The 12,786-nt window shown below is 68.7% G+C and carries 12 protein-coding genes and 1 tRNA gene; 2 read left to right on the top strand and 11 right to left on the bottom strand.

Going from position 1 to position 12,786, the window contains the following annotated elements; all coding sequences use genetic code 11:
• Positions 1-49: 49 nt before the first annotated feature.
• Positions 50-1,480: an aldehyde dehydrogenase family protein gene (locus tag EBB59_RS07400; protein ID WP_122101506.1), complete on the bottom strand. Its 1,431-nt coding sequence runs from the start codon at positions 1,478-1,480 to the stop codon at positions 50-52.
• A 65-nt stretch (positions 1,481-1,545) separates the two neighbouring features.
• On the bottom strand, positions 1,546-2,892 hold the full coding sequence (gene xseA, locus EBB59_RS07395) for an exodeoxyribonuclease VII large subunit (RefSeq protein WP_122101505.1): 1,347 nt from the start codon (positions 2,890-2,892) through the stop codon (positions 1,546-1,548).
• Between the two features lie 547 nt (positions 2,893-3,439).
• On the opposite strand from xseA, the gene ispG reads away from it, so the two are divergent.
• Both ispG and EBB59_RS07375 read left to right on the top strand, forming a co-directional pair.
• On the top strand, positions 3,440-4,705 hold the full coding sequence (gene ispG, locus EBB59_RS07380) for a flavodoxin-dependent (E)-4-hydroxy-3-methylbut-2-enyl-diphosphate synthase (protein ID WP_122101502.1): 1,266 nt from the start codon (positions 3,440-3,442) through the stop codon (positions 4,703-4,705).
• Positions 4,706-4,772: 67 nt separating this feature from the next.
• Positions 4,773-5,387, top strand: a complete 615-nt coding sequence (locus EBB59_RS07375) for a phosphatase PAP2 family protein (protein WP_245979152.1) — start codon at positions 4,773-4,775, stop codon at positions 5,385-5,387.
• A 24-nt stretch (positions 5,388-5,411) separates the two neighbouring features.
• Here the strand turns inward: EBB59_RS07375 and EBB59_RS07370 are convergent, their stop codons facing one another.
• The 9 genes from EBB59_RS07370 to EBB59_RS07330 all read right to left on the bottom strand — a co-directional run bounded on the left by EBB59_RS07370 (position 5,412) and on the right by EBB59_RS07330 (position 12,773).
• Positions 5,412-6,329, bottom strand: a complete 918-nt coding sequence (locus tag EBB59_RS07370; protein ID WP_281273223.1) for a DMT family transporter — start codon at positions 6,327-6,329, stop codon at positions 5,412-5,414.
• An 8-nt stretch (positions 6,330-6,337) separates the two neighbouring features.
• Positions 6,338-7,366, bottom strand: a complete 1,029-nt coding sequence (murB, locus tag EBB59_RS07365; protein WP_122101500.1) for a UDP-N-acetylmuramate dehydrogenase — start codon at positions 7,364-7,366, stop codon at positions 6,338-6,340.
• A complete protein-coding gene (locus tag EBB59_RS07360; RefSeq protein WP_122101499.1) occupies positions 7,363-8,421 on the bottom strand; it encodes a quinone-dependent dihydroorotate dehydrogenase in 1,059 nt (352 codons plus the stop codon). The genes murB and EBB59_RS07360 overlap by 4 nt, the downstream gene beginning before the upstream one ends.
• A gap of 11 nt (positions 8,422-8,432) precedes the next feature.
• On the bottom strand, positions 8,433-8,747 hold the full coding sequence (locus tag EBB59_RS07355) for a DUF4190 domain-containing protein (protein ID WP_122101498.1): 315 nt from the start codon (positions 8,745-8,747) through the stop codon (positions 8,433-8,435).
• A gap of 10 nt (positions 8,748-8,757) precedes the next feature.
• Entirely contained in the window at positions 8,758-10,290 is a 1,533-nt protein-coding gene (gene amaB, locus EBB59_RS07350; RefSeq protein WP_122101497.1) for an L-piperidine-6-carboxylate dehydrogenase, read from the bottom strand.
• A 30-nt stretch (positions 10,291-10,320) separates the two neighbouring features.
• A tRNA-Arg gene (locus tag EBB59_RS07345) sits at positions 10,321-10,397 on the bottom strand.
• A gap of 39 nt (positions 10,398-10,436) precedes the next feature.
• Complete coding sequence (locus tag EBB59_RS07340; protein ID WP_122101496.1) at positions 10,437-11,282, bottom strand: alpha/beta hydrolase family protein; 846 nt, start codon at positions 11,280-11,282, stop codon at positions 10,437-10,439.
• The gene (gene thiD / locus EBB59_RS07335) at positions 11,279-12,103 is read right to left on the bottom strand and encodes a bifunctional hydroxymethylpyrimidine kinase/phosphomethylpyrimidine kinase (RefSeq protein ID WP_122101495.1); all 825 of its coding nucleotides are present in this window, start codon (positions 12,101-12,103) and stop codon (positions 11,279-11,281) included. Before thiD ends, EBB59_RS07340 begins: the two co-directional genes overlap by 4 nt.
• Entirely contained in the window at positions 12,078-12,773 is a 696-nt protein-coding gene (locus EBB59_RS07330) for a YoaK family protein (RefSeq protein ID WP_122101494.1), read from the bottom strand. The genes thiD and EBB59_RS07330 overlap by 26 nt, the downstream gene beginning before the upstream one ends.
• Between the last annotated feature and the right edge of the window lie 13 nt (positions 12,774-12,786).

Genomic DNA, 12,786 nt, shown 5'->3' with positions numbered 1-12,786 from the left:
TCGATAACGCGTGCTGCCCGCCACCGGGGTTGCATGGCCGGGGTGACGTTCAGGCACGCAGTACCAGCAGGCGCTCCTCGCTCATGTCGGCCATCGCCCAGCGCACCCCCTCGCGGCCGCAGCCGGAATCTTTGATGCCGCCGTAGGGCATGTTGTCCACGCGCAGACTGGGCACGTCGCCGACGATCACCCCGCCCACCTCCAGGCTGTCCCAGGCCCGCATCGCGTGATCGAGGCGGGCGGTGAAGACGCCGGCTTGCAGGCCGAAATCGCTGTCGTTGGCGCGGGCGAGCGCTTGGTCGAAATCGTCCACGGTCTCGATGATCGCCACTGGCCCGAAGACTTCCTTGCGGTACAGGTCGCACTCGCGCGGTACGTTCTCCAGCAATTGCGCGGGCAGCCGGTTGCCCGCGCGCTCGCCGCCGGCCAGGCGCCGGGCGCCGCGTTTGAGCGCCTCGGCGATCCAGCCTTCGATGCGTTCGGCGGCGGCTTGGTCGACCAGCGGGCCGATGAAGGTGGATTCATCGCGCGGGTCGCCTGCCGGCAGCGATTCCACTTTTGTCTTCAGTTTCTTTGCCAGCGTTTCGTGAAGGTCGCGGTGGACGATGATCCGCTGCACGCTGATGCAGCTCTGGCCGCTTTGGTAGTAGGCGCCGAATACCAGCCGATCGACGATGTGATCGAGCGGCGCGCCCGGGTCGGCATCGACGATGCAGGCGGCGTTGCCGCCCAGCTCCAGCGTCACCTTCTTCCTGCCGGCCCGCGCCTTCAGTGCCCAGCCGGTGAGGCCGCCGGTGAAGGAGAACAGCGCGATGCGCGGGTCTTCGACCAGCGGCGCGGCGTCCTCGTTCGAGCACGGGATGATCGAGAACGCGCCTTCGGGCAGGTCGGTCTCGGCCAGCACCTCGCCGATGATGAGCGCGCCGACCGGGGTTTTCGCCGCTGGCTTCAGCACGAAAGGGCAGCCCGCGGCGATCGCCGGCGCGACCTTGTGCGCCACCAGGTTGAGCGGGAAGTTGAACGGGGTGATGAAGCTGCACAGCCCGACCGGGACGCGCCGGGTAATGCCGCGATAGCCACGGGTGCGCGGTGAGATCGCCAGTTCGAGAGTTTCGCCGTGGATGCGCGTGGCTTCCTCGGCGGCGATGCGGAAGGTGTCGATGAGGCGGGTGACTTCGCCGCGGGCATCGCGGATCGGCTTGCCGGCCTCGATGCACAGGGCGGCGGCCAGCTCTTCGTGGCGCTGGCCGAAACGCGCGACGCAATGCATCAGCACGTCGCGGCGGGCATCGGGCGGAAAGGCCGCCATCTCGGCACGGGCGGCGTGGCCGGCGGCGATCGCCCGTTCGACCAGCGCGTGGTCGCCGAAAGCCACCTGGGTGGCGCGCTCGCCGCTGTATTTGTCGAACACGTCGATCGCTTGTGCGGCTTTTTGCGCGTGGTTGGCGAGATAGAGCGGATAGGCGGATTTCAGTTTCATCGTGCGCGCTCGTGGTGATCGGCGGCCAGCCTAGCGCGGTGCGGGTTGGCTGGGGGCGAAGGTATTCACCCGGCGCCATCCTCCACCCGCATCCGCAGTTCGCCATCGGCCAGTTGGGCGCGGATGGCGTCGCCGGCCCGGGCGTCGCCGACGCCACGCACGAGATGGCCGTCCTCGTGGTGGAGGATGGCGTAGCCGCGCGCCACCGTGGCCAGTGGGCTGACGGCGGCCAGGGCGCGGGCAAGCCCAAGCAGCCGTTGCCGGTCGAGTTGCAGCCGCGCCCGCAAGGCCGCGCCAGGGCGGGCGCGTAGGCTGTCCAGGCGCCGTGCCAGTTGGTCAAGGCGGCGTCCCGGTGCTTGCGCGCGCAGGCCGCCGCCCGCCTGGCGCGTGCGCGTGAGGGCGTGTTGCAGGTGGCGGGAGAGGGCGGCGTCCAGCCGGCGCCGGGCTTCGCGCTCGCGGGCGGCGTAGAGGGCGAGGCGAGCCTGTGGGCGTTGGGTGTCGAGCCGCAGCCTGGCGCGGTCGAGCCGCTGCATTGCCGCGCGCAGGCGGTGCTGCCGGTCGGTTTGCGCGCGCTGGCCGAGCCGTTGCAGCCGTTGCGCCAGCGCGAAGCGGTCGGGGGCGATGAGTTCGGCGGCGACCGAGGGCGTCGGCGCGCGCAGGTCGGCGGCGAAATCGCTCAGGCTGAAATCGGTTTCGTGGCCGATTGCGCTGACCACCGGCACTGGCGAGGCGGCGATGGCGCGCGCCAGTTGTTCATCGTTGAAGGCCCAGAGGTCCTCCAGCGAACCACCGCCGCGGGCTAGCAGCAGCACGTCGTAACGTTCGCTGGCGATGGCGCGCGAAAGCATGCCGCGAATCTGCGCCGCCGCCGTTTCGCCCTGCACCGGCACCGGCAGTACTTCCACTTCCAGCAGGGGGAAGCGCCGCGCCAGTACCGAGAGCACGTCGCGCACGGCGGCGCCGGTGGGCGAGGTGAGCACGCCGATGCGGCGCGCGAACGGCGGCAGCGGCCGCTTGCGGCTGGTGTCGAACAGGCCCTCGGCCTGCAACTTCGCTTTCAGCGCCTCGAAGGCCCGGCGCAGCGCGCCTTCCCCGGCTTCCTCCATGTGGTCGAGTACCAGTTGGTACTCGCCGCGCGCCTCGTACAGCGTCACCCGGCCCCGGGCCAGCACGCGCAGCCCCTCGCGCGGGGCGAACTTCAGCCAAGTCGATTTGGGCTTGAACATCGCCGCGCGCACCTGCGCGCGCGCGTCCTTCAGCGTGAGGTAGAGGTGGCCGGAGGCGGGCCGCGCGACATTGCCCAGCTCGCCCTCCACCCAGATCAGCGGGAAGGTGTCCTCTAGCAGGTTGCGTGCCAGCGTGTTGAGCTGGCTGGGGCTGAAGATGTCGTCGGCGGGGGCTTTGTGCGGCATCGGGAAAGGATACCCGCGCCACCGGCCGCGCGAAGATGACGGGGGCGGCCGCCGGTCGGGGCAGGCGGTTGCGCATGCCGGGCGCGCTGTCATCCGCGAATCGCGGTGTGAACGAACGGTGGCCGGCATGCCGGCTGGGGATCGACGGCGGCATCGCTGCCGAAATCGTGACGGGCTGTGCGACGGGTTGGGTGACGGGCTGGGTGGCTGGCTAGGTGGCTGGGTGGCTGGCTGGCTGGATGGCTGGCTGGATGGCTGGATGGCTGGATGGCTGGATGGCTGGATGGATGGGTGGATGGGTGGATGGGTGGATGGGTGGATGGGTGGATGGGTGGATGGGTGGATGGATGGGTGACGGGATGGGTGACGGGATGGGTGACGGGATGGGTGGCCTGGGCGTGGCGTACTGCTCGCATCTGGGGGGCGGCGCGATGGTGCAAGGTGATGGCCTCAATGCCACCGCGCATCCGTCGGCGTGGCCTGGTGCGCGGCGCTCCCGATGTCGCTTGAAAACACCACGCAAACTTGCGCTCGTTACAATTCCGCCATGAATGCCGAATTCCCGCTTCCTGAACCGCACGGCTTCGGACCGCAGGCCCGCCATCGCACCCGCGCCGTCGCCATCGGCAAAGTGAGGGTGGGCGGCGACGCGCCGGTGGCGGTGCAATCGATGACCAATACCGACACCGCGGATGTCGCTTCGACGGTGAAGCAGGTCGGCGAGCTTTGGCGTGCCGGTTCCGAGCTGGTGCGGTTGACGGTGAACAATGCCGAATCGGCGGCGGCGGTGCCGCGTATCGTCGAGAAGCTGGCGATGATGGGGATCGAGGTGCCGATCATCGGCGACTTCCACTACAACGGCCATACCCTGCTGGCAAACGAACCGGCCTGTGCCGAGGCGCTGGCGAAATACCGTGTCAATCCCGGCAACGTCGGCTTTGGCAAGAAGAAGGACAGCCAGTTCGCCCAGTTGATCGAGTTCGCCATCCGCCACGACAAGCCGGTGCGGATCGGCGCCAACTGGGGCTCGCTCGATCAATCGCTGGCGGCCACCTTGATGGACGAGAACGCCGGTCGCGCCGAGCCGTGGGATGCCGGGCGCGTGCTGCGCGAGGCGCTGATCCGTTCGGCGCTGGATTCGGCGCATCGCGCGGTCGAATTGGGCTTGCCGGCCGAGAAGATCATCCTGAGCGCCAAGGTCAGCGGTGTGCAGGAGCTGATCGCGGTCTATCGCGACCTGGCCCGGCGCAGCGATTTCGCCCTGCATCTGGGCCTGACCGAAGCGGGTATCGGCAGCAAAGGGGTGGTGGCGTCCAGTGCGGCGCTGGCGGTGTTGTTGCAGGAGGGGATCGGCGACACCATCCGCGTCTCGCTCACGCCCGAGCCGGGCACCTCGCGCACGCAGGAAGTGGTGGTGGCGCAGGAGCTGTTGCAGACCCTCGGCCTGCGCGCCTTCACGCCGATGGTGACGGCCTGCCCCGGCTGCGGCCGCACCACCAGCGAGTTCTTCCAGGAATTGGCCGGCGTGGTGCAGAAGCACGTCCGTGAAAGGATGCCGGAATGGAAGATCAAGCATCCCGGCGCCGAGAACCTGACCCTGGCGGTGATGGGATGCATCGTGAACGGGCCTGGCGAATCGCGTCATGCCGATATCGGTATTTCGCTGCCGGGCACGGGCGAAACGCCGGCGGCGCCGGTGTTCGTCGATGGCGAGAAGACCGTCACCCTGCGCGGCGAGCACATCGCCAGCGAGTTCATCGCGTTGATCGACGATTATGTCGAGCGGCGCTACACCTTGTCGCATCGGGATTGATTTGCGCGGCCTGCTGCGCGACGAGGCGCGTTACGGACTGCAAGCCCTGCGCCGGCACGGCCCGCGCATGGGGTTGCTGTTCGCGTTGATCCTGCTGCCGTTGTGGGGCTTCGGCGAATTGGCCGAGGACGTGCGCGAAGGCGAGGTATTCTTCTTCGACCGCCCACTGTTGGAATGGGCGAGGACCTGGTCCTCGCCGGTGCGCGATGCTTTCTTCGTTCTGGTTTCGAAGCTGGGCTACGAATGGGGCGTGGTGCCGCTCGACGTGCTGCTGGTCTTGGTGCTGGCGTTCGGGCGGCGGATGCGCGAGGGCCTGTTCGCCGGGGTGGCGCTGGCCGGCTCCGGTCTGCTCAACATGGCGGCGAAAAACTACTTTGGCCGGGCGCGTCCCAGCCTGTGGGAATCGGTCGCGCCGGAAACCACGCTGAGCTTTCCCAGTGGCCATGCGATGGGTTCGATGACGCTGGCGGCGGTGTTACTGATGCTGGCCTGGCGCACGCGCTGGCGCTGGCCGATGCTGGCGGCGGTGACGGTTTTCGTCCCGTTGGTCGGGGCCTCGCGGGTTTACCTGGGCGTGCATTACCCGAGCGATATCCTGGCCGGCTGGAGCGCGGCCTTGGCCTGGACGGCGGGTGTCTACGCGGTGATCTTCCGTGGTGGCGCGCGGCCCTGGCGCGGTTGAACGCATGCGCCGGCGCGGTGCCGGTCAACTGCCCGGTTCCACCCCTTCCGAAGGTGCGTTGCTGGCGTGGCGGCGGGCCAGTCTGGCCTCGCGGTGGGCGATGTAGCCGGTGGCGGCCAGGATCACCGCGGCGCCGATCATCGTCCAGCGGTCGATGCGCTCGTCGAACAGCAGCCAGCCGGCGATGCTGACGAAGGGCAGTTGCACGAAGCTGATCGGGGTCAACGCCGAGACATCGCCGATCTTCAGCGCGCGCGTCCACAACACTTGGCCGAGCGTGCCGAACAGCCCGGTCAGCAGCAGCCACCTCCAGGCTTCGCCTTCGGGCATCCGCCATACCAGCAGCGCCGGCAGCAGCGACATCGGCACCCAGAACATGTAAGTCCAGAACACGATGGTGTTGGCACCGTCGATCTTCGCCAGTTGTTTGATCTGGATCGCTACCAGCGCGCTGCCCACCGCGCCGCCGACGGCCACCAGCAGGGCTGGCGAGAACGCGTCCGACCACGGCCTGACGATCACCAGCACGCCGATGAAACCCGCCGCCACCGCCAGCCAGCGGCGGATACGCACTTGCTCGCCCAGCATCCATACCGCGAACAGGGTGACGAAGATCGGCGAGGAATACGACAGCGAGATCGCCTGCCCGAGCGGCAGGTGGGCCAGCGACCAGAACATGCAGAACATGCCGAGCAGGCCGATCAGGCAGCGGATGAAATAGCGCGGCAATTGCGCGGTGCGCACCGTGGCGGCGATCTCGCGCCCGGGCCTGGTCGAGCTAAGCGCCGGACCGAACAGCATCGGCAGCAGGAAGAGCAGACCGAAGGCGTTGCGGAAGAAGGCGATTTCCCAGGTCGGCAGGGTTTTCGAGGCCAGGCGGATGGTCAGCGCCATCAGGCCGAAGCTGAGCGTGCTGGCCAGCATCAGCAGGGCCGCGCGCAGTGCTTGGTTCACCAGCGGGCTCCGATCAAGCGTGGCTCCGGCTCGATGTCGATGCCGAAACGCCCGTGCACCGAGGCCGCGATACGCCGTGCCAGCGCCAGCAGTTCCTCGCCGCGCGCCTGACCGTGGTTGACCAGTACCAGCGCGTGCCCGGGCGAGACGCCGGCATCGCCTTCGCGCGCGCCTTTCCAGCCGCACTGGTCGATCAGCCAGGCCGCGGACAGCTTGCGGGTAGTGTCGTCGGGGCCACGGAACATGGGTAGGTCGGGGTGCGTCTCGGCCAGCACCCGCGCGATGTCGGCCCCGATGATCGGGTTCTTGAAGAAGCTGCCGGCGTTGCCGATGATCGCCGGGTCGGGCAGCTTGCGGCGGCGGATGCGGATCACCGCCTCGGCGACGTCGCGCGGGGCGGGCGCTTCGATGCCCATCGTCGCCAGTTCCTCGCCGATGCCGGCATAGCCCAGCGCGAGGCGCGGCGTGCGCGCGAGCCGATAATCGACCCGCAGCACCGCGTAACGTTGCGGGTCGGCCTTGAAAGCGCTGTCGCGGTAGGAGAAGCCGCAATCCTGGTGCCGCCGCCAGCGGGTTTCGCCGCTGGCGCGGTCGTGTACTTCGACCGCGGCGATGCGATCCATCACCTCCATGCCATAGGCGCCGATGTTCTGGATCGGCGAGGCGCCGACGGTGCCGGGAATCAAGGCGAGGTTTTCCAGCCCGTTCCAGCCCGCGACCAGGGTATGCATGACGAAATCGTGCCAGCGGCTTCCGGCGGCGGCGCGTACCCGCAGGTGTTCGCCATCGTCATCGACCACCTCGATGCGCGCATCGCGCACCCGTACCACGCAATCGATCTCCTCGGCCACGGGCAGCAGATTGCTGCCGGCGCCGAGGATCAGTGCGTCGCGGCCGGCGGCGCGCAGGGCATCGGGCAGGGCATCGGCATCGTCCACTTCCATGAGCCGGCGCGCCCGCGCGGCGATGCCGAAGGTGTTGACGAGCGGCGCGTCGCGGGATTCGCGCAACGGAGCGTGGCTCATCGTTTGACGTGAAGTCCACTGCTGGGAGCTTCCTTGCGGCGGCGGATGGCTTCGACGCATTCACCGACCAGTTTCGGGCCGCGATAGATCAGGCCGCTGTAGAGCTGCACCAGTTGCGCGCCGGCGGCGGTCTTGGCCACCGCGTCGGCGCCGGAAAGGATGCCGCCGACGCCGACCAGCGGCATGGAATCCGGCAAGCGCGTGCGCAAGCGGCGCAGCGTGGCGGTCGAGCGCCCAAGCAACGGTTCGCCCGAGAGCCCGCCGGCCTGCTGCGCCAGCGGGTGGTGCCGCACGGCGATCCGCGAAACCGTGGTGTTGGTAGCGATCACGCCATCCACCTCCAGGTTGCCCAGTACGCGGCCAGCGGCATCGACGTCCTCGTCGGTGAGGTCGGGTGAGACTTTCACCACCAGCGGCACGCGCCGGCCATGCCAGGCGGCCAGCCGTTCCTGCGCCTCGCGCAGACGGCCGATCAGCACGCGCAGATGCTGCTCTTCCTGCAACTCGCGCAGGCCGGCGGTGTTGGGCGAGGAAATATTGACGGTGACGTAGTCGGCCAGTGGATAGACGCGCTCCAGGCAGTGCAGGTAGTCGTCCACGGCGTTCTCGTTGGGGGTGTCCTTGTTCTTGCCGATGTTGATGCCGAGGATGCCCGGGCGCTCCTTCAACGAGGCCACGTTGTGTACGAGCGCATCGACGCCCGCGTTGTTGAAGCCCATCCGGTTGATGATGGCGCGGTGCTCCGGCAGCCGGAACAGCCGTGGTCGCGGGTTGCCCTTCTGCGGCCGGGGTGTGACCGTGCCGATTTCAATGAAGCCGAAACCGAGCGCGAATAGCGCCTCGATGTGTTCGCCGTTCTTGTCGAGGCCGGCGGCCAGCCCGACCGGATTGGGGAAATCGAGCCCGAGCACGCGGGTTGGGAGAGGCGTGGGCGGTTTGGGTAGCAGCCACCGGCCGATGCCGCTGGCGGCGGCCACGCCGCCCAGGCGCAGGGCGAGCGCATGCGAGCGCTCGGCCTCCATGTTGAACAACAAGGGGCGCAGTGTGGTGTACATGCCGGCTCGACTCAACTGCCGCCGGCGGCGAACCAGGCCAGCCCGCCGAAGAACAGCACGATCACGATCACGAACAGGACGCCGATGACCGTCAGCACGATTTGCAGCCAGCCCAGCAGCAGCCCGATCAAGGCCATCGCATCGCCGTCGTAACGTTCCGGCGCCAGGCGGATTTCCTTGCGCGCCATGTAACCCGTCACCACTGCGACGATGGAGCCGATGAACGGCAATAGCACCCAGGCCAGGATGCCGCTGACCAGACTGACGATGGCCAGCGGGTTGTTCTGGCGGATCGGCGTGGGCGATTGCGGGGGGGCTGCGTTCATCGCGCTTCCGTCAGAGGTCGAACTTGATGCCCTGGGCTAGCGGCAGCGCGTCGGAATAGTTGATGGTGTTGGTCTGGCGGCGCATGTAGGCTTTCCAGGCGTCCGAGCCGGATTCGCGGCCGCCGCCGGTCTCCTTCTCGCCGCCGAAGGCGCCACCGATTTCGGCGCCCGAGGTGCCGATGTTGATGTTGGCGATGCCGCAATCCGAGCCGCTGGCGGCCAGGAAGGCTTCGGCGCGCTTGAGGTCGGTGGTGAAGATGGCCGAGGACAGTCCCTGCGGCACCGCGTTCTGCATCTCGATGGCTTCGTCGATGTCCGAGTACTTCATCACGTAGAGGATCGGCGCGAAGGTTTCGTGCTGCACCACTTCGGCCTCGTTGGTCAGGCCGGTGACGATCGCCGGCTTGACGAAGAACCCCTGGCCATCCAGCTTTTCGCCGCCAATCTCTATCTTGCCGCCGCTGGCCTTGGCCTTGGCGATGGCGGCGAGGAAGGCATCGACCGCATCGGAGGAATTCAGCGGGCCGACCAGGTTCTTCGCGTCGGTCGGGTCGCCGATCTTGCCTTCGACCTGGCCGTAGGCCTTGACCAGCGCGGCCAGTACTTCGTCGTAGCGCGATTCATGGACGATCAGGCGGCGGGTGGTGGTGCAGCGCTGGCCGCAGGTGCCCACCGCGCCGAACACGATGGCGGGGATGGCCAGCTTCAGGTCGGCGGTTTCATCCACGATGATCGCGTTGTTGCCGCCCAGTTCCAGCAGCGAGCGGCCCATGCGCCGCGCCACGCGCTCGCCCACCGCGCGGCCCACCTTGGTGCTGCCGGTGAAGCTGACCAGCGCCACGCGTCTGTCGTCGACGAATGCCTGCGCCAGGTCGGTGCCGGCATCGTTGAACAGGAAGAAGATGTCGGGGAAACCGCCGGCGCGCAGTGCTTCGTTGCAGATCTTCATGCTGGCGATGGCCGAAAGCGGGGTCTTCGGTGAGGGTTTCCACACGGTGATGTCGCCGCAGATGGCGGCGATGAAGCTGTTCCACGCCCAGACCGCGACCGGGAAGTTGAAGGCGGAGATCACGCCGACGACGCCGATCGGGTGCCACTGCTCGTACATGCGGTGGCCGGGGCGTTCGCTGTGCATGGTCAGGCCGTAGAGCTGGCGTGACAGACCGACGGCGAACTCGCCGATGTCGATCATTTCCTGCACTTCGCCGTCGCCTTCCGGTTTGGACTTACCCATCTCCAGGGCCACCAGCGAACCGAGCGCGTCCTTGTGCGTGCGCAGCGCGTCGGCGCATAGGCGGATCGCCTCGCCGCGCTTGGGCGCCGGGGTCTTGCGCCAGATTTTGAACGCGGCCGCGGCGCGTTCCATCAGGATGTCGTAATCGGCCTTCGCGGTGGCATGCACCTGGCCCAGTACCTCGCCAGTGGTCGGGTTGATCGGCTCCAGCACGCCCGCGCTGGTGGTTTTCGACCATTCGCCGTTGCCGAGATAGGTGCCGGATTCAATGGCGGAAAGACCAAGCTGATCGAGGACGGGGTGCGTCATGCGGGGGCTCCTGGGGGGATACGAAAGAGATGGCGCCCCCGGCGCGATTCGAACGCACGACCTTCCCCTTAGGAGGGGGACGCTCTATCCAGCTGAGCTACGGGGGCAAGCCGGCCGATTATCGCATGCGTGGGCGAGGGCCGGCATCAATACGGCAAGCTCTCGGCCAGCGCTTTCGCGACGGCCTCCGGGGTCCGCATCCAGCGGAAATGGTCGGCATGGCCGGGCAGTTCGGCATCGCCCAGGTGGTGAACGCGCAGCCGGCCGCCGAGGTGGCCGGTGAGGGCGCGCAGAGAGTTTTCCGGCGCGTACCAGTCGTGTTCCAGCACCACGGCGTCGATTGGCGCTTGCACGCGCGGCATCACGGGGGTGAGATCGCGGCCGAGGCTTGCGATGCGATAAGCGCTGGCGCGGCCGGTGCCGGCCCAGTCGCGCATCACGCCGTGGGCCTCGCGGCCGCCGAAGCCGATCCGTCTTCCCGGCAGGGCGCCGAAGCGCTTGGCCAGCCAGGGGGTGAGGCGGAAGGCCAGCGGCAGCAGCAGGCGCAGCCGCAAGCCGAAGGCGGCCGGAAACGGTGCGCCGCTGCCGATCAGCCAGAGGCGGCTGGCGCTGTCCGGCGCCAGTGCCAGCCGGCAGGCCGAGATCTGGCCGCCCAGGCTGTGGCCGCCAAGGATCAGCGGCAGCCCGGGCAGGGTCGCGCGCACGGATGCCTGGCTCACCGGCAGGTCTTGTTCCAGCAGTTCGCGGTAGGCCCAGTCCATATCGTGGCCGGCGCGCACGGAACTGCTGCCGTGGCCGCGCCATTCGTGCAGGAACGTGGCGATGCCGCGTGCGGCCAGCGCGTCGGCGAAGGGGGGGTAGTGGCGGGCGGCGACCCCGAGCGCGGGCGACCAGAGGAGCGCCGCGCGAGGGGCTGGCGGAATGCGCGCGCGCAGTATCCAACGGTGGCCATCGGCGCTGTCGAGTGGGGTTTCGCGCGTGTCGATGTTCAAGGCCGCTGCGCCGCGCCGAAGTGATCGAGCACGTGCAGGCCACCAAGGCCGGGCGGGTAGCCCAGCGCCAGGGCGCGGGCGATGTAGTCGCTGGCCGCGCGCGCGGCTTCGCGTGGCAGCAGGCCGAGAGCGAGGTGGGCGGCGATCGCCGAGGCCAGCGTGCAGCCGGTGCCGTGCGATTCGAGGTGGAGCCGTGCATGGACGAATTCGGTTTCGCCCGCGTCGTCCAGCCAGCGGTCGCGTACCAGCGCGCCTTCGTCGAGGTGGCCGCCCTTCAGCAGTACCACGCGCGGCCCGAGCGCGCGCAGGTCGGTCAGCGCGGATCGGGCCGAAGCGGCATCGACGATTTCCCGCCCCAGCAGCCATCCGGCTTCGGGGATGTTGGGCGTCAGCACGGTCGCCAGCGGCAACAGGCGTTCGCGCAGGAGGCGATGGGCGTCGTCGTCGAGTAGTTTCGCGCCCGAGGTGGCGACCATCACCGGGTCCAGCACCACGAAGCGTGGGCGGTGCGTTTCCAGCGCGTCGGCGACGGCCGCCACCGTTTCCGCGTTCGCCAGCATGCCCAGCTTGACCGCGGCGACGTTGAAATCGGCGAAGCAGGCGTCGATCTGGGCGCGCAGGAAGGTGGCCGGCGGTACGTGCACGGCGCTCACGCCTTGCGTGTTCTGCGCCGTCAGCGCCGCCAGCACGCAGAGCCCGTGCACGCCGTGCGCGGCGAACGTGCGCAGGTCGGCCTGGATGCCGGCGCCGCCGCCGGAATCGGAGCCGGCGATGGTCATGGCGGAAACGGGGCGTTTATCGGCGCTGGGATCGGGATTCATGGCGGCTGAAACGATGGTGGTGGTAGAGCGCGTAGCCGATGCCGACCACGCCGGTCCAGGTGGCCGGGACGTAGAGCGCATCGTAGGAGAAACGGCGGAACAGGAGGGCGCCGACGATGCAGCCGAAGGCGAATGCACCGATGGTCAGTATCGAGAGCTGGATGCGGGAGAATTCCCACGGCCGCCCGCGTAGGGCGTGGCCGATGGCGATGCCGAGATCGGTGAACAGCCCGGACAGGTGCGTGGTGCGCACCAGTGCGCCGCTGTAGGTGGTGGCGATGGCGTTTTGCAGGCCGCAGGCCGCCGCCGCCAGCAGCGGCCCGGCCAGGCTGCCGTCCTTGAACAGCGCGGCGGCGGCGAACAGCAGCGCCGATTCCAGCGCCAGCGCCACGCCGTAGCGGCGGCGCAGGCGCAGTTGCACGTCCTGGATGATCGCTCCGCTGACCACCGCGCCAAGTACGAAGGCCAGGATCATCGCCAGCAGTTGCAGGCTGGCGTGCCAGTTTCCGCCCGAGAGCGCTTCGCCGAGCAGCGTGGTGGTCCCGGTGAGGTGGGTGATGCCCTGGTGCTCGAAGCCCATGTAGCCGGTCACGTTGACCATGCCGGCGATGCAGGCCAGCGCGCAGGCGCCGAGGATGACCCAGGCGGGCAGGCCGGCGCGTTGCTTCATGGCACCCTTGCGC

It is taken from the genome of Solilutibacter pythonis, from assembly GCF_003697345.1.
Taxonomy (GTDB): Bacteria; Pseudomonadota; Gammaproteobacteria; order Xanthomonadales; family Xanthomonadaceae; genus Solilutibacter; species Solilutibacter pythonis.
The sequence above is the reverse complement of the archived record's forward strand: the minus strand, read 5'-3'. Positions and strand labels throughout refer to the sequence as shown.

Excerpts from the sequence above, each read along its gene's own strand:
- murB (WP_122101500.1), bottom strand. The coding sequence starts at position 7,366 with ATGAGCCACGCTCCGTTGCGCGAATCCCGCGACGCGCCGCTCGTCAAC.
- EBB59_RS07355 (WP_122101498.1), bottom strand. The coding sequence starts at position 8,747 with ATGAACGCAGCCCCCCCGCAATCGCCCACGCCGATCCGCCAGAACAAC.
- xseA (WP_122101505.1), bottom strand. The coding sequence starts at position 2,892 with ATGCCGCACAAAGCCCCCGCCGACGACATCTTCAGCCCCAGCCAGCTC.
- thiD (WP_122101495.1), bottom strand. The coding sequence starts at position 12,103 with ATGAATCCCGATCCCAGCGCCGATAAACGCCCCGTTTCCGCCATGACC.
- EBB59_RS07375 (WP_245979152.1), top strand. The coding sequence starts at position 4,773 with ATGGGGTTGCTGTTCGCGTTGATCCTGCTGCCGTTGTGGGGCTTCGGC.
- amaB (WP_122101497.1), bottom strand. The coding sequence starts at position 10,290 with ATGACGCACCCCGTCCTCGATCAGCTTGGTCTTTCCGCCATTGAATCC.
- EBB59_RS07360 (WP_122101499.1), bottom strand. The coding sequence starts at position 8,421 with ATGTACACCACACTGCGCCCCTTGTTGTTCAACATGGAGGCCGAGCGC.
- EBB59_RS07330 (WP_122101494.1), bottom strand. The coding sequence starts at position 12,773 with ATGAAGCAACGCGCCGGCCTGCCCGCCTGGGTCATCCTCGGCGCCTGC.
- EBB59_RS07400 (WP_122101506.1), bottom strand. The coding sequence starts at position 1,480 with ATGAAACTGAAATCCGCCTATCCGCTCTATCTCGCCAACCACGCGCAA.
- ispG (WP_122101502.1), top strand. The coding sequence starts at position 3,440 with ATGAATGCCGAATTCCCGCTTCCTGAACCGCACGGCTTCGGACCGCAG.